At 63.8% G+C, this 23,575-nt stretch carries 23 protein-coding genes; 19 read left to right on the top strand and 4 right to left on the bottom strand.

Annotated features, from left to right (window positions below; all coding sequences use genetic code 11):
• Positions 1 to 198 precede the first annotated feature (198 nt).
• From M0D65_RS12020 to ftsB, 9 genes are all read left to right on the top strand, one after another.
• Entirely contained in the window at positions 199 to 1,452 is a 1,254-nt protein-coding gene (locus M0D65_RS12020; protein WP_091014215.1) for a lipoprotein-releasing ABC transporter permease subunit, read from the top strand.
• On the top strand, positions 1,445 to 2,191 hold the full coding sequence (gene lolD, locus M0D65_RS12015) for a lipoprotein-releasing ABC transporter ATP-binding protein LolD (protein ID WP_091014212.1): 747 nt from the start codon (positions 1,445 to 1,447) through the stop codon (positions 2,189 to 2,191). Before M0D65_RS12020 ends, lolD begins: the two co-directional genes overlap by 8 nt.
• A 20-nt stretch (positions 2,192 to 2,211) precedes the next feature.
• On the top strand, positions 2,212 to 3,000 hold the full coding sequence (locus tag M0D65_RS12010) for a TatD family hydrolase (RefSeq protein ID WP_266252842.1): 789 nt from the start codon (positions 2,212 to 2,214) through the stop codon (positions 2,998 to 3,000).
• Between the two features lie 143 nt (positions 3,001 to 3,143).
• Entirely contained in the window at positions 3,144 to 5,669 is a 2,526-nt protein-coding gene (locus tag M0D65_RS12005; RefSeq protein WP_266252841.1) for a DNA internalization-related competence protein ComEC/Rec2, read from the top strand.
• A gap of 71 nt (positions 5,670 to 5,740) precedes the next feature.
• Positions 5,741 to 6,544: an alpha/beta fold hydrolase gene (locus M0D65_RS12000; RefSeq protein WP_266252840.1), complete on the top strand. Its 804-nt coding sequence runs from the start codon at positions 5,741 to 5,743 to the stop codon at positions 6,542 to 6,544.
• Between the two features lie 98 nt (positions 6,545 to 6,642).
• A complete protein-coding gene (locus M0D65_RS11995; protein WP_091014198.1) occupies positions 6,643 to 8,316 on the top strand; it encodes a CTP synthase in 1,674 nt (557 codons plus the stop codon).
• Complete coding sequence (gene kdsA / locus M0D65_RS11990) at positions 8,313 to 9,167, top strand: 3-deoxy-8-phosphooctulonate synthase (protein WP_091014194.1); 855 nt, start codon at positions 8,313 to 8,315, stop codon at positions 9,165 to 9,167. Before M0D65_RS11995 ends, kdsA begins: the two co-directional genes overlap by 4 nt.
• Positions 9,168 to 9,209: 42 nt before the next feature.
• On the top strand, positions 9,210 to 10,493 hold the full coding sequence (gene eno, locus M0D65_RS11985; protein ID WP_091014191.1) for a phosphopyruvate hydratase: 1,284 nt from the start codon (positions 9,210 to 9,212) through the stop codon (positions 10,491 to 10,493).
• Between the two features lie 89 nt (positions 10,494 to 10,582).
• A complete protein-coding gene (ftsB, locus tag M0D65_RS11980) occupies positions 10,583 to 11,026 on the top strand; it encodes a cell division protein FtsB (RefSeq protein ID WP_266252839.1) in 444 nt (147 codons plus the stop codon).
• Positions 11,027 to 11,132: 106 nt separating this feature from the next.
• On the opposite strand, the gene M0D65_RS11975 is transcribed toward ftsB, so the two are convergent.
• The 3 genes from M0D65_RS11975 to M0D65_RS11965 form a co-directional block, all read right to left on the bottom strand.
• Positions 11,133 to 11,516 (bottom strand): hypothetical protein, encoded by a 384-nt coding sequence (locus tag M0D65_RS11975; RefSeq protein ID WP_266252838.1) that lies wholly within the window; start codon positions 11,514 to 11,516, stop codon positions 11,133 to 11,135.
• A 132-nt stretch (positions 11,517 to 11,648) separates the two neighbouring features.
• Positions 11,649 to 12,599: an Hsp33 family molecular chaperone HslO gene (gene hslO, locus M0D65_RS11970; RefSeq protein ID WP_266252837.1), complete on the bottom strand. Its 951-nt coding sequence runs from the start codon at positions 12,597 to 12,599 to the stop codon at positions 11,649 to 11,651.
• Between the two features lie 65 nt (positions 12,600 to 12,664).
• On the bottom strand, positions 12,665 to 13,189 hold the full coding sequence (locus M0D65_RS11965) for a gamma carbonic anhydrase family protein (RefSeq protein WP_266252836.1): 525 nt from the start codon (positions 13,187 to 13,189) through the stop codon (positions 12,665 to 12,667).
• A gap of 214 nt (positions 13,190 to 13,403) precedes the next feature.
• Here M0D65_RS11965 and M0D65_RS11960 point away from each other — a divergent pair, with 214 nt between their 5' ends.
• The 10 genes from M0D65_RS11960 to M0D65_RS11915 all read left to right on the top strand — a co-directional run bounded on the left by M0D65_RS11960 (position 13,404) and on the right by M0D65_RS11915 (position 22,512).
• On the top strand, positions 13,404 to 14,261 hold the full coding sequence (locus tag M0D65_RS11960; protein ID WP_266252835.1) for a ferritin-like domain-containing protein: 858 nt from the start codon (positions 13,404 to 13,406) through the stop codon (positions 14,259 to 14,261).
• Positions 14,262 to 14,340: 79 nt separating this feature from the next.
• Positions 14,341 to 15,225: an alpha/beta fold hydrolase gene (locus M0D65_RS11955; protein WP_091014172.1), complete on the top strand. Its 885-nt coding sequence runs from the start codon at positions 14,341 to 14,343 to the stop codon at positions 15,223 to 15,225.
• Between the two features lie 140 nt (positions 15,226 to 15,365).
• On the top strand, positions 15,366 to 16,196 hold the full coding sequence (locus M0D65_RS11950) for a 3',5'-nucleoside bisphosphate phosphatase (RefSeq protein WP_266252834.1): 831 nt from the start codon (positions 15,366 to 15,368) through the stop codon (positions 16,194 to 16,196).
• Between the two features lie 82 nt (positions 16,197 to 16,278).
• Complete coding sequence (locus M0D65_RS11945; protein WP_096716798.1) at positions 16,279 to 16,914, top strand: L-threonylcarbamoyladenylate synthase; 636 nt, start codon at positions 16,279 to 16,281, stop codon at positions 16,912 to 16,914.
• 94 nt (positions 16,915 to 17,008) lie between these two features.
• Positions 17,009 to 17,674, top strand: a complete 666-nt coding sequence (locus tag M0D65_RS11940) for a site-2 protease family protein (protein ID WP_091014162.1) — start codon at positions 17,009 to 17,011, stop codon at positions 17,672 to 17,674.
• A 4-nt stretch (positions 17,675 to 17,678) separates the two neighbouring features.
• Positions 17,679 to 18,881 carry a tryptophan--tRNA ligase gene (locus tag M0D65_RS11935; protein WP_091014160.1) on the top strand — a complete coding sequence of 401 codons (1,203 nt, stop codon included), beginning with the start codon at positions 17,679 to 17,681 and terminating at the stop codon, positions 18,879 to 18,881.
• A 34-nt stretch (positions 18,882 to 18,915) separates the two neighbouring features.
• Positions 18,916 to 19,515, top strand: a complete 600-nt coding sequence (locus M0D65_RS11930; protein WP_266252831.1) for a bifunctional 2-polyprenyl-6-hydroxyphenol methylase/3-demethylubiquinol 3-O-methyltransferase UbiG — start codon at positions 18,916 to 18,918, stop codon at positions 19,513 to 19,515.
• Positions 19,516 to 19,557: 42 nt separating this feature from the next.
• The gene (gene dapA / locus M0D65_RS11925; protein ID WP_266252830.1) at positions 19,558 to 20,469 is read left to right on the top strand and encodes a 4-hydroxy-tetrahydrodipicolinate synthase; all 912 of its coding nucleotides are present in this window, start codon (positions 19,558 to 19,560) and stop codon (positions 20,467 to 20,469) included.
• A gap of 122 nt (positions 20,470 to 20,591) precedes the next feature.
• Entirely contained in the window at positions 20,592 to 21,731 is a 1,140-nt protein-coding gene (bamC, locus tag M0D65_RS11920) for an outer membrane protein assembly factor BamC (protein WP_091014148.1), read from the top strand.
• A 7-nt stretch (positions 21,732 to 21,738) separates the two neighbouring features.
• Entirely contained in the window at positions 21,739 to 22,512 is a 774-nt protein-coding gene (locus tag M0D65_RS11915; RefSeq protein WP_266252829.1) for an MBL fold metallo-hydrolase, read from the top strand.
• Between the two features lie 103 nt (positions 22,513 to 22,615).
• Here the strand turns inward: M0D65_RS11915 and M0D65_RS11910 are convergent, their stop codons facing one another.
• Entirely contained in the window at positions 22,616 to 23,311 is a 696-nt protein-coding gene (locus M0D65_RS11910) for a Bax inhibitor-1/YccA family protein (protein ID WP_091014142.1), read from the bottom strand.
• Between the last annotated feature and the right edge of the window lie 264 nt (positions 23,312 to 23,575).

Raw genomic sequence — 23,575 nt, 5'->3', positions numbered from 1 at the left:
TTCCAAGGAACCATCAGGGGCTTGCGCTAACCCAAGCATCAAGGCGTTCAGGTGGTACGAACCCCGACGAGAGAAACCGTCTACCCAAAGTTCCGGAAGCCCATAACAGGACCCCGGCTCGGTACACGGATAACATAAGCAGCAGAGGGCCGCGGCCATGATCGCAGATGGGCCGCAGAACAGCAGACAAGGATTCGCTTGAAATTTCCCTACGAATGGCAGATTGGCTGGCGCTATACCCGCGCCGGCAAACGCACGACCGGCAACGGCTTCATCTCGTTCATCGCGCTCGTATCGATGTCGGGTATCGCACTCGGCGTGGCCGCGCTGATCGTCGTGCTGTCGGTGATGAACGGCTTCCAGAAAGAGGTGCGCGACCGGATGCTGTCGGTGCTTGCGCACGTCGAGATCTTTTCGCCGACCGGCTCGATGCCGGACTGGCAGCTCACCGCGAAAGAAGCGCGGCTCAATCATGAGGTGATCGGTGCTGCGCCGTACGTCGATGCGCAGGCGCTGCTTACGCGCTCGGACGCGGTCAGCGGGGTCGCGCTGCGCGGCGTCGAGCCGTCGCTGGAGCCGCAGGTCTCGGACATCGGCAAGGACATGAAGCAGGGCACGCTCGACTCACTGACGCCGGGCGACTTCGGCATCGTGCTCGGCGCCGACCTCGCATCGAATCTCGGTGTACGCAAGGGCGACAAGATCACGCTCGTTGCACCGGAGGGCACGATAACACCCGCCGGCATGCTGCCGCGCCTGAAACAGTTCACAGTTGTCGGTGTGTTCGAATCGGGGCATTACGAGTACGACAGCACGCTCGCGTTGATCAACATCCAGGATGCGCAGGCTCTGTTCCGATTGCCGGCACCAACCGGCGTGCGATTGCGATTGAAGGACATGCAGCGCGCGCCTGAAGTCGCGCATCAACTGGCGCGCACATTGTCTGGCGATCTATATATCCGCGACTGGACCCAGCAGAACAAGACATGGTTCTCCGCGGTGCAGATCGAGAAACGCATGATGTTCGTCATCCTCACGCTGATCATCGCGGTCGCTGCGTTCAACCTGGTGTCGTCGCTGGTGATGACAGTGACGAACAAGCAGGCCGACATCGCGATCCTGCGTACGCTCGGTGCGCAGCCACGCTCGATCATGAAAATCTTCGTCGTGCAGGGCGTGACGATCGGTTTCATCGGGACCGCGACCGGCGTGGCGCTTGGCTGCCTGATTGCGTGGAGTATTCCGTGGCTGGTGCCGATGATCGAGCATCTGCTCGGCGTTCAGTTCCTTCCGCCGTCGGTGTATTTCATCAGCGAATTGCCGTCGGACCTGGTGGCAAGCGATGTCATCCGTATCGGTGTGATCGCATTCGTGATGTCGTCGCTCGCGACGCTGTACCCGAGCTGGCGCGGTGCGAAAGTGCGCCCCGCGGAGGCGCTCCGCTATGAATAACAAACAACGTTCCGTGATCGATACGATGTCCGGCGATGCCGCGAATTATCCCTACGTGCTCGAAGCAACGGGCATCTCGAAGTCGTTCGTGCAGGGCGGCCTGAACGTACAGGTGCTCAATAACACCGAGCTCAGCGTGCGGCGCGGCGAGAAGCTCGCGATTGTCGGCGCGTCGGGTTCCGGCAAGAGCACGCTGCTGCATGTGCTGGGCGGTCTCGACGATCCGAGCGCCGGCCACGTCTCGGTGATGGGCCGGCCGTTCACGAAGCTGACCGAGCGTGAGCGTAACGACCTGCGTAATCGCGCACTCGGCTTCGTGTATCAGTTCCACCATCTGTTGCCGGAATTCACCGCGCTCGACAACGTCGCGATGCCGCTGCGCATCCGCCGTCTGACCACCGAGGTGGCGCGCCGCGAGGCGCTGGAGATGCTCGATCGCGTCGGTCTCGCGAACCGGGCCAAGCATCGGCCAGGCGAACTGTCGGGCGGCGAACGCCAGCGCGTTGCAATGGCGCGGGCGCTAGTCACGAAACCGGCCTGCGTACTCGCCGACGAGCCGACCGGCAACCTCGACGGCGGCACCGCGGACACCGTGTTCAACCTGATGCTCGAACTCTCGAACACGCTCAACACGAGCTTCGTGATCGTCACACACGACCCCGATCTCGCGGGTCGCTGCGACCGCATCATGCGTCTGCGCGACGGCGTGCTGCACGAGGAGCCCGTCGTTTCTGCCTGACCTTCCGGAGCCGGCCGCGCATGTGGATCGATACGCATTGCCATCTCGATGCATCCGAGTTCGACGCGGACCGCGATGCGGTCGCCGCGGCGGCGCACGAGGCGGGCGTGGCGCGGATCGTCATTCCCGGTGTGATGCGCGAAAACTTCGCGACCGTGCGCGCGCTCGCGCATCGCGTGGCGGGCGGTGCGTATGCGCTCGGTATCCATCCGCTCTTCACGCCACGCGCGCAGGAAGCGGACCTCGAGGTGCTGCGGATGGAAATCGAAGCGAGTCTCGACGATCCGCTCTTTATCGGCCTCGGTGAAATCGGCCTCGACTATTTCGTGCCAGACCTCGACGATGCGCGCCAGCAGTTCTTCTACGACGAACAACTGAAGCTGGCCCGCGAATTCGCTCTGCCGGCCATTTGCCATGTGCGTAAATCGCAGGACCAGGTGTTGAAAGGGCTGCGCCGGCACGGTATTCATCGCGGCATCGCGCACGCGTTCAACGGCAGTTTCCAGCAGGCACAAGCCTATATCGATCAGGGCATTCATCTCGGCTTTGGGGGCAATGTGACGTTCGAACGTGCGTTGCAGATCCGCCGCCTCGCCGAACAGTTGCCGCTCGATGCACTCGTCGTCGAGACCGACGCACCCGATATCTCTCCAGCGTGGCTCTACAAGCAACGCAACACACCCGATCAGATCCCCCGCATCGGCGCGAGTCTCGCGCAACTGCGAGGACTCAGCGAAGAGGAGCTCGCACTAGGCACAACGGCTAACGCGCATGCCGCGTTGCCCCGGCTCGCGCGTTCCTCCGCATAATCGGCGGTAGCTGTTCACCTGCGTACGCGGTTTGCGATGCAGTCTCGCGGTGCAGACCGCGTCGATTGCGCTCGCTTGCGTGAAGCGCGAGTGCTCGAATCCTGGACCCAGGTGCCACAGCCAGTGATCGGGGAGGAGGGCGAGTGCGGGCAGTGTGGTGCGGTTTTGTGTTGGGTGTGATCGGTTTGCAGCAACAGGCTGCACTACCTTCGATGATGGGCTGGTGTGTGCTCGTGCTCGCATGGCTGTCCGGCGTCACGGTTGCGGTTAGAGCGTGGACGATCGTGCGTCGCCGCGCTCGCGTGTCTGTTGATGCACGTCGGTGGGCCCACGCGGGGTGGGGCGCGTTGATTTTCGCCGCCGCGTGCAGCGGCTTCGGCTATGCGGCGTGGCGCGCCGAACTGCGTCTAGCAGTCGCGTTGCCGGCAGCATGGGAAAGTCGCGATATCGAGGTGAGCGGCTACGTGGTGGGGCTGCCTTCGCGCGACAAGATCGCTTCGCGGTTTCTGTTCGAAGTCGAATCCGCGAGCGCGCCGATTGTCAGGTTTCCGAAGACGATCCAGCTGGTGTGGATCGCGCGCGATACGCCACCGCCGGTACTGGAACCCGGTTCGCGTTGGCGTTTGCCGGTGCGTCTCAAGCGAGCGCACAGCACTGCGAATTTCGGCGTGCGCGATGGCGAGGCGACGCTACTCGCCCGCAACGTTCGCGCGACCGGTTACGTCAGCGTGCCGGAGCATGCGTTGCTGCTCGCCGGAAACGCATCGGGCATCGGCGTGACCATCAACCGCTGGCGGGCCGCGATACGCGCCCGCATCGATACCGTGCTCGCGGACGCGCCGCATCGCGGCATTGTCATTGCACTGGCAATCGGCGCACAGGACGCAGTCAGCACTGCCGACTGGGCCTCGATGCGCAACACCGGCACCAACCACCTGATCGCAATCTCGGGCCTGCATATCGGCCTCGTGGCGGGCTTTGCCGCATGGTTCGCGGGCAGCTTGTGGCGGCGCTCGGCATTCGTCGGCCGGTACTGGCCGCTGCGCGTGCCGGCGCAGAAGATCGCGGCGCTGGGCGGCGCGTTGTTCGCCGTGTTTCATGCGGCGCTGGCGGGATTCAACGTACCGGCGCAGCGCGCGCTATGGATGCTGGCGATTGCCGCGCTGGCGTTCGTCGGCGGACGCAGGCTGGCGTCGTCGGTGGTGTTCGCGTGGGCGCTCGGACTCGTACTGCTGACCGACCCGTGGGCGGTGTTGTCGCCAGGATTCTGGCTGTCGTTTTGCGCGGTCGCGGCAATCCTGTTCGCGGTGTCCGGGCCACGGCGTCGCGTGCGGCTACCGCACGATCCCGATGCGGCACCGGTGCATCCGCTGCGCCGGGCATGGCAACGTTGCGCGCACGCGTTTGCCGCGTATGTGCACGACAGCACGCACATACAGCTCGCGGTGACGATCGCTCTCGCGCCGCTCACGCTCTACTGGTTCTCGCAGATTCCACTGGTTGGTCCCGTTGCAAACGCCTTCGCGATCCCGTGGATGAGCCTGCTCGTCACGCCCGTGGTGCTAGCGGGCGCGGTACTGCCCATGCCGCTCGATGCATGGGCGTTCCAGGTCGCGGACGCGTTGCTGCGCATTCAATCGGTCGTGCTGCACTGGCTCGCCACGCCCACGTGGGCGGTCTGGCATCTGCCGCGACCGGGCCCATGGGCACTCGTGTGCGCGACGGCGGGCGTTGCCTGGTGTCTCGCGCCGCGTGGCTGGCCGTTGCGCTGGGCAGGTCCGATCGCGTGGCTGCCGTTACTGTTGCCGCCGCCGTCCGGTCCGCCGCACGGTGCATTCCGGTTGACCGCGCTCGACATCGGCCAGGGTAATTCGGTGCTCGTCGAGACCGCCCATCACGCTCTGCTGTTCGATGCGGGGCCCGGGCCGGAATCGACGCATGCCGGCGAGCGTGTCGTCGTGCCGTTTTTGCAGGCGCAGGGCGTCACGGCGCTCGATGCGCTCATGGTCAGCCATGAGGATTCCGATCATGCGGGCGGCGCACCGGCGGTGCTCGACGGCGTCGAGGTCCGGCAACTGCTCGCGTCGCTGCCGCAGCGACATGCGTTGTGGGCGCAGGCGCGCAAGGTCGGCGCCGAGCGTGTGCAGTGTGCAGCAGGGCAGCGCTGGCAATGGGACGGTGTCGATTTCACAATCCTGTGGCCCGATGAGCGGCGGTTGCGAGCGAACCCGAACGATCAGTGCTGTGTGCTGCGCATCCGTACCGCCGGGCGCACTGGGCACGCTGGCCACGGCTATGCGGCCAACCCGACGTCTGCACTCACGGCACTGCTTGCCGCCGATATCGAGGCGCCCATCGAACGCACGCTGCTCGCCCGCGATCCCGACGCGCTGCGCGCCCAGGTGCTGCTGGTACCGCATCACGGTAGCCGGACCTCATCGACTGAGCCGTTCCTCGACACGATCGATCCGCTGATCGCCATATTTCAGGTAGGCTATCGCAACCGTTTTCGTCATCCGCATCCGGGTGTGTTTGCGCGCTACGAGGCACGCCACATCGAGCTCACGCGCAGCGATACGGACGGCGCGGTGCGAATCGAGGCGTCCGGTACGACGCTGTCGCTCGAACGGTATCGGGACACGCATCGGCGGTACTGGATGGACCGGTGAAGCCGCCACGGTGTTTTGTCACACAAAGCCGGATACATCGGGATCGGGATTCATCACGGAGACCCCCGCAGTTGAAAGACATCATCCATTTCTCGCACGCGAACGGCTTTCCGGCGTCGACCTATCGAACCATCTTCGCCGAACTCGCGGACGACTATGACTTGCGCTTCATCGAGCGGATCGGCCACGACGCGCGCTTCCCGGTGACGCGCGACTGGCCGCATCTGGTCGAGCAACTGCTGGACGACATCGACCGGTCGTACGAACGGCCGGTCTGGCTGGTCGGGCATTCGCTGGGCGGCTATCTGTCGCTGATGGCGGCGCTCAGGAAACCGCAGTGGGTGAAGGGCGTCGTGATGCTCGATTCGCCGGTCGTCGCAGGTTGGCGCAGCAGTATCCTGAAAGTGTCGCAGTGGACCGGGCTCGACGACCGTCTGTCGCCGGCCGCCGCGACGCGTGCGCGCCGCACCCATTGGGCGAGCCGCGACGAGGCATGGCGGCACTTCCACTCGAAGCCCGCATTTGCCCGCTGGGACGAACGCGTGCTGTCCGACTATATCGACTTCGGCATTCCGCAGACTTCGCCCGACGGTTCGCGCTCCCTGGCCTTCGACCGGCGCACCGAGTATCTGATTTACAGGACGCTGCCGCATACGCTCGGTTCGCGGCTTGCGCGGGGCGCGCCGGTGCCGGTTGGGTTTATCGCCGGGACGCATTCGAAGGAGATTCGCCAGGCGGGGCTCGACGCGACACGCCGGGCAACCGGCGGCCATCTCGAATGGATCGAAGGCAGCCATCTATATCCGATGGAAAAGCCGCTTGAAACGGCGCGTGCTCTTCAGCGGATGCTGCACGAACTCGATCGACGGGCGTAACGAATCTGCGGCGCACCGATCTCCCCCGATGCGCCGCAGATTGCTGGGTTGGACCCCTGCTTTACGGTATAATCCGTTTTTCCCGCGAGCATCCAGCGATGACCAAATATGTTTTCGTCACCGGCGGCGTAGTTTCTTCCCTCGGCAAGGGTATTGCCGCCGCTTCCCTCGCCGCGATCCTCGAATCGCGCGGTCTCAAAGTCACCCTCCTCAAGCTCGATCCGTACATCAATGTCGACCCCGGCACGATGAGCCCGTTTCAGCACGGCGAAGTGTTCGTGACGGAAGACGGCGCGGAGACCGATCTCGACCTTGGCCACTACGAGCGCTTCATCAGTACGAAGATGCGCAAGGCCAATAACTTCACCACGGGCCAGATCTACGAATCGGTGATCCGCAAGGAACGCCGCGGCGATTATCTGGGCAAGACCGTGCAGGTTATTCCGCACATCACGAACGAAATTCAGGCGTTCATCGAGCGCGGCGCCGCTTCCGCAACATGCGGCGAGCCGGATGTCGCGATCGTGGAAGTCGGCGGCACGGTGGGCGATATCGAATCGCTGCCGTTCCTCGAAGCGGCGCGTCAGATGAGCCTGCGCATGGGCCGCAACAGCGCGTGCTTCGTGCACCTGACGCTGGTGCCGTTCATTGCCACCGCCGGCGAACTGAAGACCAAGCCTACGCAGCACAGCGTGCAGAAGCTGCGCGAAATCGGTATCTATCCGAACGTGCTGCTGTGCCGCGCCGACCGCCCGATTCCCGACGACGAACGCGCGAAGATCTCGCTGTTCTCGAACGTGCATGAAGAGGCGGTGATTTCCGTGTGGGACGTCGACAGCATCTACAAGATTCCGCAGATGCTGCATGATCAGGGCCTCGACACGATCGTCTGCGACGAACTCAAGATCACGCCGAAGCCGGCCGACCTGTCGCTGTGGGCCTCGCTCGTCAACAAGCTCGAACACCCGCAACACGAAGTGACGATCGGCATGGTCGGCAAGTACGTCGATCTGACCGAGTCGTACAAGTCGCTGATCGAAGCGCTGCGCCATGCGTCGATCCACACGTCGACGAAGGTCAATATCCAGTACATCGACTCGGAAGAGATCGACGAGAATGGCATCGACGGCCTCAAGCATCTCGACGCCGTGCTCGTGCCGGGCGGCTTCGGCCGGCGCGGTACTGAAGGCAAGATCAAGGCGATCCGCTATGCGCGCGAAGCGAAGGTGCCGTACCTCGGTATCTGCCTCGGCATGCAGCTCGCGGTGATCGAGTTCGCGCGCGACGTGGTCAACCTCGCCGATGCGAACAGCACCGAATTCGATCCGGCCACGCCGAACCGCGTCGTCGCGTTGATCACCGAGTGGTACGACCGCGAAGGCAAGGTCGAGAAGCGCACGGAAGAATCGGATCTCGGCGGCACGATGCGGCTTGGTTCGCAGCGTTGCCCGATCAAGCCCGGCACGATGGCCGAAGAGATCTACGGCAAGGATGTGAACGAGCGCCATCGTCACCGTTATGAAGTCAATAACCGTTTCGTGCCCCAGCTCGAAGCAGGCGGCCTTATCATCAGCGCCCGTACACCGAGCGAGGATCTGCCGGAAATGATGGAACTGCCGCGCGACATGCATCCGTGGTTCGTCGGCGTCCAGTTCCACCCGGAATTCACGTCCACGCCGCGCGATGGCCATCCGCTCTTCAAGTCGTTCGTCGAAGCGGCGCTTGCGCACCAGCAGTCGCTCACGGCGAACGAAGTCGGAGAGAAAGCATGAAACTGTGCGGATTCGAAGCCGGTCTCGACAAGCCGTTCTTCCTGATCGCGGGCACCTGTGTCGTCGAATCCGAGCAGATGACGATCGACACGGCCGGCAAGCTCAAGGAAATCTGCGCGAAGCTCGGCGTGCCGTTCATCTACAAATCGTCGTACGACAAGGCCAATCGCAGCAGCGGCAAGTCGTTCCGCGGTCTGGGTATGGACGAGGGATTGCGTATCCTCTCCGAGGTGAAACGCCAGCTCGATCTGCCGGTGCTGACCGACGTGCACAGCGAGCATGAAATCGAAGCGGTCGCGGCGGTCGTCGACGTGCTGCAGACGCCGGCGTTCCTGTGCCGGCAAACCGATTTCATCCACGCATGCGCGCGCTCGGGCAAGCCGGTCAATATCAAGAAGGGGCAGTTTCTCGCACCGCACGACATGAAGAATGTGATCGACAAGGCGCGCGAAGCCGCACGCGAAGCCGGTCTGTCGGAAGATCGCTTCATGGCTTGCGAACGCGGCGTGTCGTTCGGTTATAACAACCTCGTGTCGGACATGCGGTCGCTGGCGATCATGCGCGAAACCGGCGCACCGGTCGTGTTCGACGCGACGCACTCGGTTCAGTTGCCGGGCGGGCAGGGCACGAGCTCGGGCGGTCAGCGCGAATTCGTACCGGTGCTCGCGCGTGCGGCCGTGGCCACCGGTATCGCCGGGATTTTTATGGAAACGCATCCGAATCCGGCGCAGGCGAAATCCGATGGGCCGAATGCGGTGCCGCTGCATCGTATGGCCGACCTGCTCGAAACGCTGCTCACGCTCGATCAGGCCGTGAAGCGGGCGCCGTTCCTCGAGAACGATTTCAACTGATTCGTCACCGTAAAGCATCCACCGTCATTTCTTGAGGAAACCATGAGTGCTATCGTAGATATCATCGGCCGCGAGATTCTCGATTCGCGAGGCAATCCCACCGTCGAATGCGACGTGCTGCTCGAGTCGGGCACGATGGGCCGCGCAGCGGTTCCGTCGGGCGCTTCGACCGGCTCGCGCGAAGCGATCGAACTGCGCGACGGCGAAACCGGTCGCTACGGCGGCAAGGGTGTGCTGAAAGCGGTCGAGCATATCAACACCGAAATCTCCGAAGCGATCATGGGGCTCGACGCCTCCGAGCAGGCGTTCCTCGACAAGACGCTGCTCGAACTCGACGGCACTGACAACAAGGCGCGCCTCGGTGCGAACGCGATGCTGGCGGTATCGATGGCCGTTGCGAAGGCAGCCGCTGAAGAAGCCGGCCTGCCGCTGTACCGCTACTTTGGCGGTTCGGGAGCGATGCAACTGCCGGTGCCGATGATGAACATCGTCAACGGTGGCGCGCACGCCAACAACAGCCTGGACATCCAGGAATTCATGATCGTGCCGGTCAGCCAGCCGAGCTTCCGCGAAGCACTGCGCTGCGGCGCCGAAGTGTTCCACGCGCTGAAGAAGATTCTCGCGGACCGCGGCATGAGCACGGCTGTCGGCGACGAAGGCGGTTTCGCGCCGAACTTCGGCAGCAATGACGAATGCCTGTCCACCATCCTGCAAGCCATCGAGAAAGCCGGTTATCGCGCCGGTGAAGACGTGCTGCTCGCACTCGACTGCGCCGCGAGCGAGTTCTACCACGACGGCAAGTACCAGCTGGCTGGCGAAGGGCTGCAACTGTCGTCGGCGGAATTCACCGACTACCTCGCCACGCTGGCCGACAAGTTCCCGATCGTATCGATCGAAGACGGCATGCACGAAGGCGACTGGGCTGGCTGGAAGCTGCTTACCGACAAGCTCGGCAAGAAGATCCAGCTGGTCGGCGACGATCTGTTCGTGACGAACACGCGTATCCTGAAGGAAGGCATCGACAAGGGCATCGCGAACTCGATCCTGATCAAGATCAACCAGATCGGCACGCTGACCGAGACGTTCGCGGCGATCGAAATGGCGAAGCGCGCCGGCTACACGGCCGTGATCTCGCACCGCTCCGGCGAAACCGAAGATTCGACGATCGCCGATATCGCGGTCGGCCTGAACGCCGGGCAGATCAAGACCGGCTCGCTGTCGCGCAGCGACCGCATCTCGAAGTACAACCAGTTGCTGCGCATCGAGGAAGATCTCGGCGATATCGCGAGCTATCCCGGCAAGTCGGCGTTCTACAATCTGCGCTAAGCATTGCAGCCGCCATCCTTCGTTTCAGTTTCAGCCCGCCGCCCTGCGTATAGCGCAGGGCGGCGCGTATTATCTGCGCTCTCTTTTTCATGCGGCTCGTCACTGTCGTTCTGATCGTCTTGCTGGCGCTGATCCAGTTCCCGCTCTGGTGGGGACACGGCGGCTGGCTGCGCGTGCACGAACTGCAGCAGCAGCTCGACGGACAGCAGAAGAAGAACGCGGATGCGAAGCTGCGCAACGAGCGGATTGAAGGTGAAGTGCAGGATCTGCAGAGCGGTACCGCAGCCGTCGAGGAGCGGGCGCGCTACGAGATGGGTATGGTGAAGGACAGCGAAGTGTTCGTGCAGTTCGTGTCGCCGAGCGCGGCGGCGAATGCCGGTGCGAGCACGGCGGCCGCGAATACGTCGACGCGCGGGGTGATGTCGGCGGCACCGGTACGCGTGGTGCCGAACCCGGAATCGCGCGCGAAGCCGGACCGCAAGCATGCGGGTAAGAAGGGCGAGAAGGAGAAGGGGGCGGTGGCCCAGCGTTGATGCCGGTTGTGCTGCTATCCGGCGAATTGCGGAAGTGTTGACGAGATCTGTGAAAAAGGCGCGATATCTATCGCGCCTTTTTTATCGGTGGTCCTGACTGCCGTGGTTACCAGCCCCATCCCCAGCCAGGCGCATAGCCGTAGCCGATTCCGCCGCCCCAGCCACGGCCCCATCCGCCGTAGTAGCCACCGGAGATCGCAACCGGCGGGCTGTAATACTGTGCCCATGCCTGAGCGGCGGCTTCGGCCGCGATCGCCTGGTTTTGCTCGGCCATCACCTGATGGTCGATCGCATCGTAGCGCTGGCGTTCCTGTTCGGTCAGCGGACGTGTGCCGTCGGGTACGCCCGACTGGCTGGCGGGCAACCGGCTGTAGATCGGCGCCGGGCCGGGCGGCTCCAGCGCGCAGCCGGCCAGCGCGATGCTACCGGCAACCACTGAAAGTGCGATCGCGGTACGGCCGCGATGGAACAGGGGGAAAGGGGTTTTCATTTCGATCTCCATCGGTCGACGCCTGTGCGGTGCGGCGTGTACCCGTGAATCAACGCAACTACGCGCAACAGCAATTGAGCAGCCCACGATACAACGACGCAGACTACTCACACAAGCCGGAGAGGACGGACGTTAATGCCGTTGCCCGGCCGCCGGCGTCAACCCTTCTGAGAGCCCGTTAGCAAGAAAAAGTTGCGCGACGTCGACCGGGTCGAACTCGTAGCGCTGATTGCAGAACTCGCAGTGGATCTCGACGTGACCGCGCTCTTCGAGCACGCTGTCGACTTCCTCGCGACCGAGCATCTTCAGCATCGCACCGACCCGTTCACGCGAGCAGCTGCATTCGAAGCGCGCGGTAGCCGGCTCGAAGTGCTGCACGTTTTCTTGCCAGAACAGACGCCGAAACACTGTCTCGGGCTCTTCCTTCAGCAGTTCTTCACGCGACAGCGTACCGCCGAGCGTGCACACGCGTTCCCACGTGTCGGTGTCCAGCTCGCCCGGATGCGGCACGATGCCGCCGTCGCCGGGCAGCTTCTGCAGCAGCATGCCGACTGCGCGCTCGGTATTGGCGGCGAGCCACAGACGCGTGTCGAGCTGCTCCGAATGATGCATGTAATGCTCGAGCACCTCGGCCATCGACTTCAGCGGTCCATCCAGGCCCGACAACGGCACGATGCCCTGATACGGCTGTTGACCTGGCATCTTGTCGTGCGGATCGAGCGTGATCACGCAGCGGCCGTGGCCACCGGCGTTAAGGAGTTCGACCAGGGTAGTGTCGTCACCGATGGTGGCCGCGACGTCGCCGGAGAACTTGGCTGTGGCACGCATCGACAGATCCGAGCCGCACTGGACGACCAGCATCTTCACCGGCCCATCGCCGAAAATCTGCATGATCAGCGTACCGTTGAACTTCAGGTTCGCGGACAGCAGCGCGCAGGCGGCCATCATTTCGCCGAGGATGGTTCGCACGGGCGCCGGGTAGTCGCGGCGTGTCAGCACTTCCTGCCAGGTATTGCGCAGCGAAACGATTTCGCCGCGCACGGGCGCCGCGCTGAAGATGAACTTTTGCAACTGATCCTTCACAACTTTTCCTTAGGTTTATGGCGCGGCGTGTTGCCGGGCCTGCGCGTCGCGCGACCGGCTATCGATCAGCCGATGCGCACCAACTGCGCCTTGAAATATTCGCGGCGTTCCACATAGTTCGCCGCGTTGCGCCGCATGCCGGCGATGTCCGCTTCCGTCAGTTCGCGCACGACCTTGGCAGGCGCGCCCAGAATCAGCGAATTGTCCGGAAACACCTTGCCTTCGGTCACGACTGCGCCGGCTCCGACCAGACAGTTGCGGCCGATTACCGCTCCATTCAAGACCACCGCCTGAATTCCGACCAGAGCGCCTTCCTTGATCGTGCAGCCGTGCAGCATCGCCTGATGGCCGATCGTCACGTTGGCTTCGATTGTCAGCGGGTAGCCGGGGTCGGTGTGCAGCACGGCGCCTTCCTGGATGTTGCTGCCGACTCCGACCGAAATCGGTTCGTTATCGCCGCGAATCGCCGCGCCGAACCAGATACTGGCGTTTTCTTCCACCGATACCTTGCCGATAATCGTCGCCGTATCCGCGACGAACACGCTTTCGTGAATGGTCGGGGCTGCTGTGCCGAGCTTGTAGATTGCCACGGTGTCTCCAGTGTCGTGCGTCACGCCGAATCGGCGCCGCGTACGTTCGCAGCGCGCCGGGGCGCTGCATCATGGTCGAATCGCGTATTGTAAACGGTTGTGTATGGAGGCTGGGTGACGTGGGGCGGTGGGTGCATTTGCCGCCTCGCCACGCGGCCCGCTTCGCGACTTTTCTGCCATTTCTTCAACTGATCCACTTATCCGCTCATCCAGCATGGTTGCCGCCGCTTCGCCCGCTTTTTCCGCCCCGTCCGAACCGGTTTGCGCACGTACCGCCGCGCTGGCCGCGTTGTGCGAGCGCGATCCAGCACGCAAGGCAGAGACAACACGCCTGTTGCAGGCCGAGGTTCGTAGCGGGGCCGCGGTGTGCCGCTCCGCTGCAACGTTCGTCGAGCCGCAGGACCTGCCGGGACGTCCCGCACGGCCCGAGCTGGTCGAGCCGCGCCAGCTCGGCAGGCGCAGCATGCAGTCGCCAGAAGGGCGCGCCGTGCTGCTGCATGCGCTCGCGCATATCGAGTTCAACGCGATCAACCTGGCACTCGACGCCGTATGGCGCTTTACCGGCATGCCCACGGCGTTCTACGTCGACTGGCTGACAGTCGCGGCAGAGGAAGCGCATCACTTTTCGCTGCTCGTCGCGCGGCTCGCCGAATTCGGCCATGCATACGGCGATTTTCCCGCACACGACGGTCTGTGGGACATGTGCGACCGGACGCGCGACGACGTGCTCGCGCGCATGGCGCTCGTGCCGCGGACACTCGAAGCACGCGGACTCGATGCGTCGCCGCCGATCCGCGCGCGTTTGAAGCAGGCGGGCGACGATGCATCGGCGGCGATTCTCGACGTCATCCTGCGCGACGAGATCGGCCACGTGCTGATCGGCAACCGCTGGTTCCGCCATCTGTGCGACGCGCGCGCTCTCGATCCCCATACGACCTACACGCTGCTCGCCGAGCAGTACAAGGCACCGAAGCTGCGTGGCCCGTTCAATTTCGCCGCGCGCCGCGATGCCGGCTTCGACGAAGCCGAACTGGCAACGCTTGCCGGTCTCGATAGTCCGGCTGCGGACTGAACATTCCTTCCACGCTCCGACAGCCGCCGGACGCAGACGCCGATATAATCGAACGACCATTCTTTTTTGCGGGTCGCTCATGAATACCTCCCAGTCCGATTTCGTTTCCGTCCACGGTGTGCGGCTGCATGTGCGTCGCTGGGGGAATCCGGAGGCGCCCGCACTGTTCATGCTGCACGGCTGGATGGATGTCGCGGCGTCGTTCCAGTTCGTGGTCGACGCGCTTGGCGGCGACTGGCAGGTGATCGCCCCGGATGCGCGCGGTTTCGGGCTATCCGACTGGCCGGTCGCAGCGCGCGGCGCCGGGCACTACTGGTTCCAGGAGTACCTGTCCGATCTCGATGCACTGCTCGACCACTACGCACCCACCGGCGAGGTTAATCTGGTCGGCCACAGCATGGGCGCGAACGTCGTTTGCCTGTATGCGGGGATCAGACCGGAGCGGGTGCGGCGTGTGGTCGACCTCGAAGGCTTCGGGCTGGCGCCTTCGTTTGCTGCGCAAGCGCCGCGGCGCCTGCGCAGCTGGCTCGACGAAATGCGCGAACCGCCGAGCCTGAAGCATTACGCGTCGCTGGACGCGGTCGCGGCACGGCTCATCAAGACCAACGAGCGCCTGAGCGCGCACCGCGCCCGGTTTCTCGCCGAGCACTGGTCGCGGCCGGACGGCGAGGGCGGCTATGAGCTGCTGGCCGATCCGGCGCACAAGATGCGCGGCCCGATGCTGTACCGGCTCGACGAAGTCATGGCGGTGTGGGCCAAGGTGCAGGCGAAGGTGCTGCATGTCGAAGCGGCCGCGTCGCCGACACTCGCCATGATCGCCGGCGAGATCCCACTCGACGAATTCAAGGCCCGCTTCCGCGCGTTTCCGAACTGGCGCGAAAAGATCATCGACGATGCGGGCCATATGGTCCATCACGATCAGCCGGAGCAGGTTGCGGCGCTGATCGAGGCGTTCTGCACGTAGCATCGTCGCGCGATGTCACGTGGCTGACTTTTTGCGCATAAGGAAACCCGCGCGGCGCAGGCCATGCGGGTTTCCGGAGATTGGCCCGCGTTCGCTTACTGCATTGCAGTAAAATAGCGGCTGAACCTCCACAGAACAGAATGAACGCCGATCTCCATTGCCATTCCACCGTTTCCGACGGCCACTTCGCGCCCGCCGACGTCGCGCGGCGCGCGCACGCGTGCGGCGTGACGCTATGGGCGCTGACGGACCACGACGAAGTGGGCGGCCAGCCGGAGGCGCGCGCGACCGCCGAGGCGCTCGGCATGCGCTATCTGGGCGGTGTCGAGATTTCGGTAACGTGGGCGTCGCGGACCGTGCATATCGTCGGTTTGCATGTCGACTCTGCGTGTAGCGCGCTGGTCGACGGTCTGGCCCGCACGCGTAACGGTCGTGCCGCGCGTGGCGAGGCGATCGGCGAGCAACTGGCCACCTTGGGCGTGCCGGGTGCGTATGAAGGCGCGCTGAAGTACGTGTCGAATCCGGACATGATGTCGCGCACCCACTTCGCGCGTTTCATGGTGGACGCGGGCTACGCGCAATCGACGCAGGACGCTTTTACCCGCTACCTCGGTGACGGCAAGCCGGGTTACGTCGCGCATCGCTGGGCGAAGCTGGCCGACGCGGTCAAATGGATTCACGCCGCCGGCGGCGAAGCGGTCATCGCGCATCCGGGCCGGTACGAATACACGCCGCTTGAGTTCGATGCGCTGTTCGGCGAATTCATCGATCTCGGCGGCAAGGCTATCGAAGTCGTGACCGGCAGCCACACGCCGGATCAGTATCGCGAGTATGCAGACGTCGCGCGCCGCTTCGGTTTCGAAGCCTCGCGCGGCTCCGATTTTCACTCACCCGGCGAAAGCCGCGTCGAGCTGGGCAGCTTGCCGCCGCTTCCGTCCGATCTCAAGCCTGTCTGGGAACGCTGGCTGTGATGCCGCGCGGTGCCGCAACGGCACGCGCCGCGCATCTGCCGATGCAAGCCGGCGCATCATCCAATTTCCTTAGCTGATCGCCATGTCGCAATTTTTTCGGGTTCATCCGGATAATCCGCAGTCGCGCCTGATCAAGCAGGCGGTACAGATCATCAACGATGGTGGCGTCGTTGCGCTGCCCACCGATTCCAGCTACGCGCTCGCATGCCATCTCGACGACAAGCAGGCGGTCGAACGTCTGCGGCGTATCCGCGGGCTCGACGAACGTCAGTTGTTGTCGCTGCTGGTGCGCGATCTCTCCGAGCTTGCCAATTTCGCGATGGTCGACAACCGTCAGTACCGGTTGATCAAGTCGGTGACGCCGGGGCCGTACGTGTTCGTGCTCGAGGCGACCAAAGAGGTGCCGCGGCGGTTGTCTCATCCGTCGCGCAAGACGATCGGGCTGCGGGTGCCCGATCATGCGATCACGCTTGCGATCCTCGAGGAGCTCGGTCAGCCATTGCTGGGCACGACGCTGATCATGCCCGGCGAGACCGAGCCGCTCAACGATCCCGACGAGATCCGCGCGCGGCTCGAAAAGCAGCTCGATCTGGTGATCGATGGCGGTGCGTGTCCGCGCGAACCATCGACGATCATCGATCTGACCGGCGAAGAACCGGTGCTGGTGCGGGCGGGGCGCGGCAGTCTCGCGCCGTTCGGGCTTGGGCAAGCGGCATGAGCAAAACGATACGAGCGGAGCGCCGGGGCGACCTGAACGCACCGTAAAAGAAGGCAGACGGACGCGCGTAATCGCGTTGTTACAATAGCGAGCTATGGATTCCTCCCTGATACAAACTATCGCCGTCTACGCGTTGCCCGTGATCTTCGCGATCACGTTGCACGAAGCGGCACACGGTTACGTCGCGCGAATGCTCGGCGACAACACCGCCTACGTGCTGGGCCGCGTGTCGTTCAATCCGATGCGGCACATCGATCCGCTCGGCACGATCGTGATTCCGCTGGTGCTGTACTTCGCGACGAGCGGCGCGTTCATGTTCGGCTATGCGAAGCCGGTCCCGGTCGCGTTCGGCAATCTGCGCAATCCGCGCTGGGGCAGCCTGTGGGTCGCGCTTGCCGGGCCCGGTTGCAATTTCGTTCAGGCGCTTGTGTGGGGCGTGGTCGGTGTGGTGCTTGCCGTGGCGGGTGTCGACGAACCGTTCTTCACACGGATGGCCGCCGCCGGTGTCGGCGTGAATCTCGTGCTCGGCGTGCTGAACCTGTTCCCATTGCCGCCGCTCGATGGTGGCCGCGTGCTCGTCGCCTTGCTGCCGACGCGTGCGGCCATCGCGCTGTCGCGCATCGAACCGTACGGGTTCTTCATCGTGATGGCGCTGGTGATGACGGGCGCACTGACACGCTACTGGCTACGACCGCTGGTCGATCTCGGCTACGATGCGGTCACGGCCATCCTGACTCCTCTCGTTTCGCTCTTCTCATAAGACCATGTTCCCAGACCGTATCTTCTCCGGCATGCGGCCCACCGGATCGCTGCACCTCGGCCACTATCACGGCGTGCTGAAAAACTGGGTGCGGCTGCAATCCGAATACCCGTGCTTCTTCTGCGTCGTCGACTGGCACGCGCTAACGACGCACTACGAAACACCCGAGGTCATCGAAAAGAACGTCTGGGATGTGCTGACCGACTGGCTCGCCTCCGGGATCGATCCGGCGCAGGCGACGCTCTTCATCCAGAGCCGGGTGCCCGAGCACGCGGAACTGGCGCTCCTGCTCGGCATGAGCACGCCGCTCGGCTGGCTCGAACGCGTGCCGACCTACAAGGAGCAGATGGAGAAGCTGAAGGACAAGGATCTGTCCACCTACGGCTTTCTCGGCTACCCGGTGCTGATGGCGGCCGACATTCTGCTGTATCGCGCGTCGCTCGTGCCGGTTGGCGAAGACCAGGTGCCGCACGTCGAAATGACACGCGAAATCGCGCGCCGCTTCAACTACATGTACGGGCGCGAACCGGGCTTCGAAGAGAAAGCGCTCGAGGCCGCGAAGAAACTGGGCGGCAAGCGCTCGAAGCTGTATCACGAATTGCGCAACGCGTATCAGCAGGAAGGCGACGACGAGGCGCTCGAGCAGGGGCGTGCGATGCTGCAGGAATCGCAGAGCCTGTCGCTGAACGATCGCGAGCGGCTCTTCGGCTATCTGGAAGGCGCGCGCAAGATCATTCTTCCCGAGTCACAAGCTTTGCTCACCGAAGCATCGCGGATGCCGGGGCTCGACGGACAGAAGATGTCGAAGTCGTACGGCAACACGATCGGCCTGCGCGAAGACGCCGAGACGATCACGAAGAAGGTTCGCACGATGCCGACCGACCCGGCGCGCGTGCGCCGTACCGATCCGGGTGATCCTGACAAATGCCCGGTCTGGCAACTGCACCAGGCGTACACCGACGAAACGACGCACGAGTGGGTGCAGAAGGGCTGTCGTACGGCGGGCATCGGTTGCCTCGACTGCAAGCAGCCGGTGATCGACGGCATCCTGCGCGAGCAGCAGCCGATGCTGGAACGCGCGCAGAAATACATGGACGATCCGTCGTTGCTACGCGCGATTGCCGCGGATGGTTGCGACAAGGCCCGCCGCTTCGCCGTCGAGACGATGCGTGACGTGCGCGAGGCGATGGGCCTCGCGTACAACTGAGCGCGTCCGCGGCGCCGCGTTGCTGTCTGTGAGCATGAGCGATCAGCCCTTGTTCGCGGCCAGTCTGGCCGAGCCGTCGAGCTGGGTCTGCAACTGGGCGCATCTGATCGCGCCGGGGGGCGCGGTGCTCGACGTCGCCTCGGGGCGCGGCCGGCACGCCCGCTGGTTCGCTGAGCGCGGCCATCCGGTGACGGCCATCGATCGCGACATCGACGCGCTGGCCACGATGCGCGACGAACCGCGCATTGCAGCGCTCGCCGCCGATCTCGAAGGCGCGCCATGGCCCCTGCGCGCGGACGCACAGTTCGCCGCCGTGATCGTGACGAACTACCTGCATCGACCGCTGTTCACGACGCTGCTCGACGCGCTCGCCCCCGGCGGCGTGTTGATTTACGAAACCTTCGCGCACGGCAACCAGACCGTCGGCAAACCGTCCCGGCCAGAATTTCTGCTGGCGCCGGGCGAGTTGCTCGAGGTCGTCCGCGGGCGGCTGCGGGTTGTCGGATTCACCGATGGTTTTCTCGCACAACCGCGTCAGGCTTATGTCCAGCGGATCTGTGCGATTTTCGAGGCACCCGGTGACAACGATACGGAAGGTGCACGACCCCCTCCGCGTTACGTTCTGGCCGGCTAATCCGCTACAATCGCGATTTACCGATTCAATTCATGGCGTTTCATGACTAACGGCACACATAGCAACGACGGCATCCAGATTCGCGGCAGCATCCCTGCCATCATTACGCCGATGCAGGAAGACGGCAGCCTCGATCTGCCGGCGTTCCGCAAACTGATCGACTGGCACATAGAAGAGGGCACGAACGGGCTGGTCGTCGTCGGGACGAGCGGCGAATCGGCGACGCTGTCGGTCGACGAGCACGTGCTGATGATCAAGACCGCAGTCGAGCACACAGCGGGCCGGATTCCGGTGATCGCGGGCTCGGGTGGCAACTCCACGGCGGAAGCGATCGAGCTGACCGAGCACGCGAAGCGTGCCGGCGCCGATGCGACGCTGCAGGTCGTGCCGTACTACAACAAACCGACCCAGGAAGGCATCTACCGCCATTTTTCGAAAATCGCGGAAACGGTCGATCTGCCGGTCATCCTCTACAACGTACCGGGCCGCACGGTCGCGGATATGTCGAACGAGACGATCCTGCGTCTGGCCCACGTGCCGGGCGTGGTCGGCGTGAAGGAAGCGACCGGCAATATCGACCGCGCCGCGCACCTGATCAAGTCGGCGCCCGCGCATTTCGGCATCTACAGCGGCGACGATCCGACGGCGATCGCGTTGATGCTGCTGGGCGGCCACGGCAATATCTCGGTCACCGCCAACGTCGCGCCGCGCGCGATGAGCGAGCTCTGCAAGGCCGCGCTTGCCGCCGACGCAAAGACTGCCCGCGCCATTCATCTGAAGTTGTGGTCGCTGCACAAGAACCTGTTCGTCGAATCGAATCCGATTCCTGCGAAATGGGCGTTGCAGCAACTGGGTCGCATTCAGGGCGGCATCCGCCTGCCGCTTACACCGCTCGATGCGCACTACCACGAAGGCGTGCTCGCCGCGCTGCGCGAAGCGGGCTTGATGGGCTGAAGCGGGGCTGGCCCGGTTGCTCGACCGGGCTGCACCGTCACCGGCATTTCCTTAACCGACGTCGATCCCGCCACGTTCCGGCTCAGAACCAGGCACCGCGTTCCAGCTTCACGAAGGACCTCATGAAACGTTCCGCACTTTCCCTCCACGCAACCCGCATGGCGGCGCTGGCGCTCGCTCTCGGCATGCTCGCCGGCTGCGATACGCTGAACGACTGGTTCGCTACCGATCGCGTCAACTACAAGACGACGGCCAGCGCGCCGCCGCTCGCAGTCCCCAGCGATCTGACGCCGACCGGTATCGATCCGCGCTACACCGCGCCCCCGGCCGACAAGGCGTTCGGCGGTGCACCGCAGCGCGCGGTGACGGCGGCTGGCAATTCGACCGAGGGCGTACCGAACACGCAGGATCCGCTCGGCATGCACATCGAGCGCGACGGCGATCATCGCTGGCTGGTGGTGGATGGCCGCACGCCCGATCAACTGTGGCCGCTGTTGCAGGACTTCTGGAAGGACAATGGCTTCTCGCTGAAGACCGACGCGCCGGCCACCGGCATCATGGCGACCGACTGGGCCGAGAACCGCGCGAAGATTCCGGACGACTGGTTCCGCCGCACGATCGGCAGGGTGATCGATGTCGCGTATTCGTCGGGGACCCGCGACAGCTTCCGCACGCTCGTGTCACGTGATCCGAACGGTGCCACCGACATTTCGATCACGCACAGTGCACTGGAAGAAATGCTGACCGGGCAGGACAAGACGTCGTCGCGCTGGGTCGAACGGCCGCGCGATCCGGCGCTTGAGGCGGAGTTTCTCGCCCAGTTGATGCAGAAGTTCGGGCTGACCGACGCACAGTCGAAGCAACTGCTGACCGACGCACGCCTCGCCGTGGCACCCGCGCAGCTCGATACGTCGAACGGCGGTTCGACGCTCGATCTGCAGGAGCCGTTCGACAGCGCATGGCTGCGTGTCGGTCTGGCGCTCGACCGGACGAACTTCACCGTCGACAACCGCGATCGCCAGAAGGGCATTTACTACGTGCGCTACGCGGATTCGACCCAGGAACTGAAGCGCGACGGACTGTTCGGCAAGCTGTTCTATGGCAACGAAAGCGCTAAGAAGCAGGGGCCGGAATTCATGGTCAACGTGCGTTCGCGCGGCGATCAGCTGACCCAGATTGCCGTGCTCGATGCGAATGGCCAGCTCGATACGTCAAAGGACGCGCAGAACATCGTGTCGCTGCTGCACGCGCAACTGAACTAGGCGAACCATGCGGTTCGCGAGCCTCGGCAGCGGCAGTGAAGGCAATGCGCTGCTCGTCGAAGCGCAGGATGGGACGACGACGACGCGGGTGCTGCTCGATTGCGGTTTTTCGGCGAAGGAAGTCGAGCGGCGGCTCGCGCGCATCGGCGCGAACGTCGAGGCGCTCGACGCCATCCTGATCACGCATGAACATAGCGACCACATCGGCAGTGCGCTGACGCTGGCCCGCAAGTGGTCGATTCCGCTGTACATGAGCTGGGGCACGGCCCGCGCAGTCGGTGCCGACGATGCCGACGTCGACCTGCGTGTGCTGTGGGGCGATGAGACAGTGGCGATCGGCGATCTTGCCGTACTGCCCTACACCGTGCCGCACGATGCCCGCGAGCCGCTGCAGTTCGTGCTGTCGGACGGAGCGGGGCGGCTCGGCGTACTGACCGACGTCGGCACGTCGACGCTGCATATCAGCGAGGTGCTGAGCGGTTGCGATGCACTGGTGCTCGAATGCAATCACGATCTCGCGATGCTGGCGGCGAGCCGCTATCCGGCGTCGCTGAAAGCGCGCATCGGCGGTGCGCATGGTCACCTGAACAACGATGCCGCGGCGGAAATTCTTGCGTCGCTGGACCGGTCCCGGCTGCGACATCTGATCGCTGCTCACTTGAGCCAGCAGAACAATCTGCCCGAGCTCGCGCAGGCCGCGATGGCTGCCGTTCTGGGAACCGCTGCTACCGAAGTGATCGTCGCGTCGCAGGGGGAAGGTTTTTCGTGGCTGAGCCTGTAGGGCGGCACACATAGTCATAAAGCACGGCTACAAAGAAAAACGCGCATGACGGTAATCGTCATGCGCGTTTCTGTTTATAGCTTGTTACTTGCCGGTTTGCGGCTTAGTTACGGTTGCCGCCGAAGATACCAAGCAGCGCCAGCAGGTTCACGAACACGTTGTACAGATCCAGGTAGATCGCCAGCGTTGCCGTGATGTAGTTCGTCTCGCCGCCGTTCACGACGCGCTGCACGTCGACCAGCATGTACGCCGAGAAGATCACGATGGCGAGCACCGAAACCGTCAGCATCAGCGCCGGCAATTGCAGAAACATGTTGGCGACCGAGGCCAGCACGATTACGAGCACGCCCATGAACAGCCACTTGCCGAGGCCCGAGAAGTCACGCTTGCTGACCGTGGCGACCGTCGCCATCGCGGCGAAGATCACACCGGTGCCACCGAACGCGAGCATGATCAGCGACGGACCGTTCGAAAAGTGGAGCACGAAGCTCAGTATGCGCGACAGCATCAGACCCATGAAGAACGTGAAGCCGAGCAGCACGAACACGCCGACGGCGCTGTCTTTGGTGCGCTGGATCGCGAACATGAAGCCGAAAGCGATGGCGAAAAACGCCAGCATGCTCATTGCCGGGCTGGTGGCGGCGAACAGCGTGAAACCGGTCGCGACGCCCACCCACGCGCCCAGTACTGTCGGCACCATCGACAGCGCGAGCAGCCAATAGGTATTGCGCAGTACGCGGTTGCGGGTTTCGACCGTGCTGACGGTGCCGCCACGGCCGAAGTTATAAGGGGTGTTCATGGTTTCTCCTTGCGTCGAACGCAGTGGTGCGGTGGTTGTGCCAGCCACGTGGCCTTCTGGGGCCCGACCGGCTGACCCTACATCTGGAAGCTACATCCCTAAGATTAACCCTGTCTTAAGGAGTTGCAAGACCTGCCGGACGGGTAACGCAAGGCACCTGCAACTCCCCCTTGGAGTCTTTCAATGCTGTAAGGGTTCAATCGCAATCATACATGGGAACATGCTACAATAGCGGATTCATTTAAATCTGTAACCTCTTAATTT

It is taken from the genome of Paraburkholderia sp. CHISQ3 (assembly GCF_030464945.1).
In the GTDB taxonomy this organism is placed as follows: Bacteria; Pseudomonadota; Gammaproteobacteria; order Burkholderiales; family Burkholderiaceae; genus Paraburkholderia; species Paraburkholderia megapolitana.
Note: the sequence above shows the minus strand (reverse complement) of the source record. Positions and strands in the feature narration are given on the sequence as shown.

Coding starts and splice junctions, on each gene's coding strand:
- M0D65_RS11930 (WP_266252831.1), top strand. CDS start 18,916: ATGAGCGATCAGCCCTTGTTCGCGGCCAGTCTGGCCGAGCCGTCGAGC.
- lolD (WP_091014212.1), top strand. CDS start 1,445: ATGAATAACAAACAACGTTCCGTGATCGATACGATGTCCGGCGATGCC.
- M0D65_RS11915 (WP_266252829.1), top strand. CDS start 21,739: ATGCGGTTCGCGAGCCTCGGCAGCGGCAGTGAAGGCAATGCGCTGCTC.
- M0D65_RS11960 (WP_266252835.1), top strand. CDS start 13,404: ATGGTTGCCGCCGCTTCGCCCGCTTTTTCCGCCCCGTCCGAACCGGTT.
- dapA (WP_266252830.1), top strand. CDS start 19,558: ATGACTAACGGCACACATAGCAACGACGGCATCCAGATTCGCGGCAGC.
- M0D65_RS11935 (WP_091014160.1), top strand. CDS start 17,679: ATGTTCCCAGACCGTATCTTCTCCGGCATGCGGCCCACCGGATCGCTG.
- bamC (WP_091014148.1), top strand. CDS start 20,592: ATGAAACGTTCCGCACTTTCCCTCCACGCAACCCGCATGGCGGCGCTG.
- M0D65_RS11950 (WP_266252834.1), top strand. CDS start 15,366: ATGAACGCCGATCTCCATTGCCATTCCACCGTTTCCGACGGCCACTTC.
- M0D65_RS12010 (WP_266252842.1), top strand. CDS start 2,212: ATGTGGATCGATACGCATTGCCATCTCGATGCATCCGAGTTCGACGCG.
- M0D65_RS11975 (WP_266252838.1), bottom strand. CDS start 11,516: ATGAAAACCCCTTTCCCCCTGTTCCATCGCGGCCGTACCGCGATCGCA.
- kdsA (WP_091014194.1), top strand. CDS start 8,313: ATGAAACTGTGCGGATTCGAAGCCGGTCTCGACAAGCCGTTCTTCCTG.
- M0D65_RS11910 (WP_091014142.1), bottom strand. CDS start 23,311: ATGAACACCCCTTATAACTTCGGCCGTGGCGGCACCGTCAGCACGGTC.
- M0D65_RS11945 (WP_096716798.1), top strand. CDS start 16,279: ATGTCGCAATTTTTTCGGGTTCATCCGGATAATCCGCAGTCGCGCCTG.
- M0D65_RS11955 (WP_091014172.1), top strand. CDS start 14,341: ATGAATACCTCCCAGTCCGATTTCGTTTCCGTCCACGGTGTGCGGCTG.
- eno (WP_091014191.1), top strand. CDS start 9,210: ATGAGTGCTATCGTAGATATCATCGGCCGCGAGATTCTCGATTCGCGA.
- M0D65_RS11940 (WP_091014162.1), top strand. CDS start 17,009: ATGGATTCCTCCCTGATACAAACTATCGCCGTCTACGCGTTGCCCGTG.
- M0D65_RS11995 (WP_091014198.1), top strand. CDS start 6,643: ATGACCAAATATGTTTTCGTCACCGGCGGCGTAGTTTCTTCCCTCGGC.
- ftsB (WP_266252839.1), top strand. CDS start 10,583: ATGCGGCTCGTCACTGTCGTTCTGATCGTCTTGCTGGCGCTGATCCAG.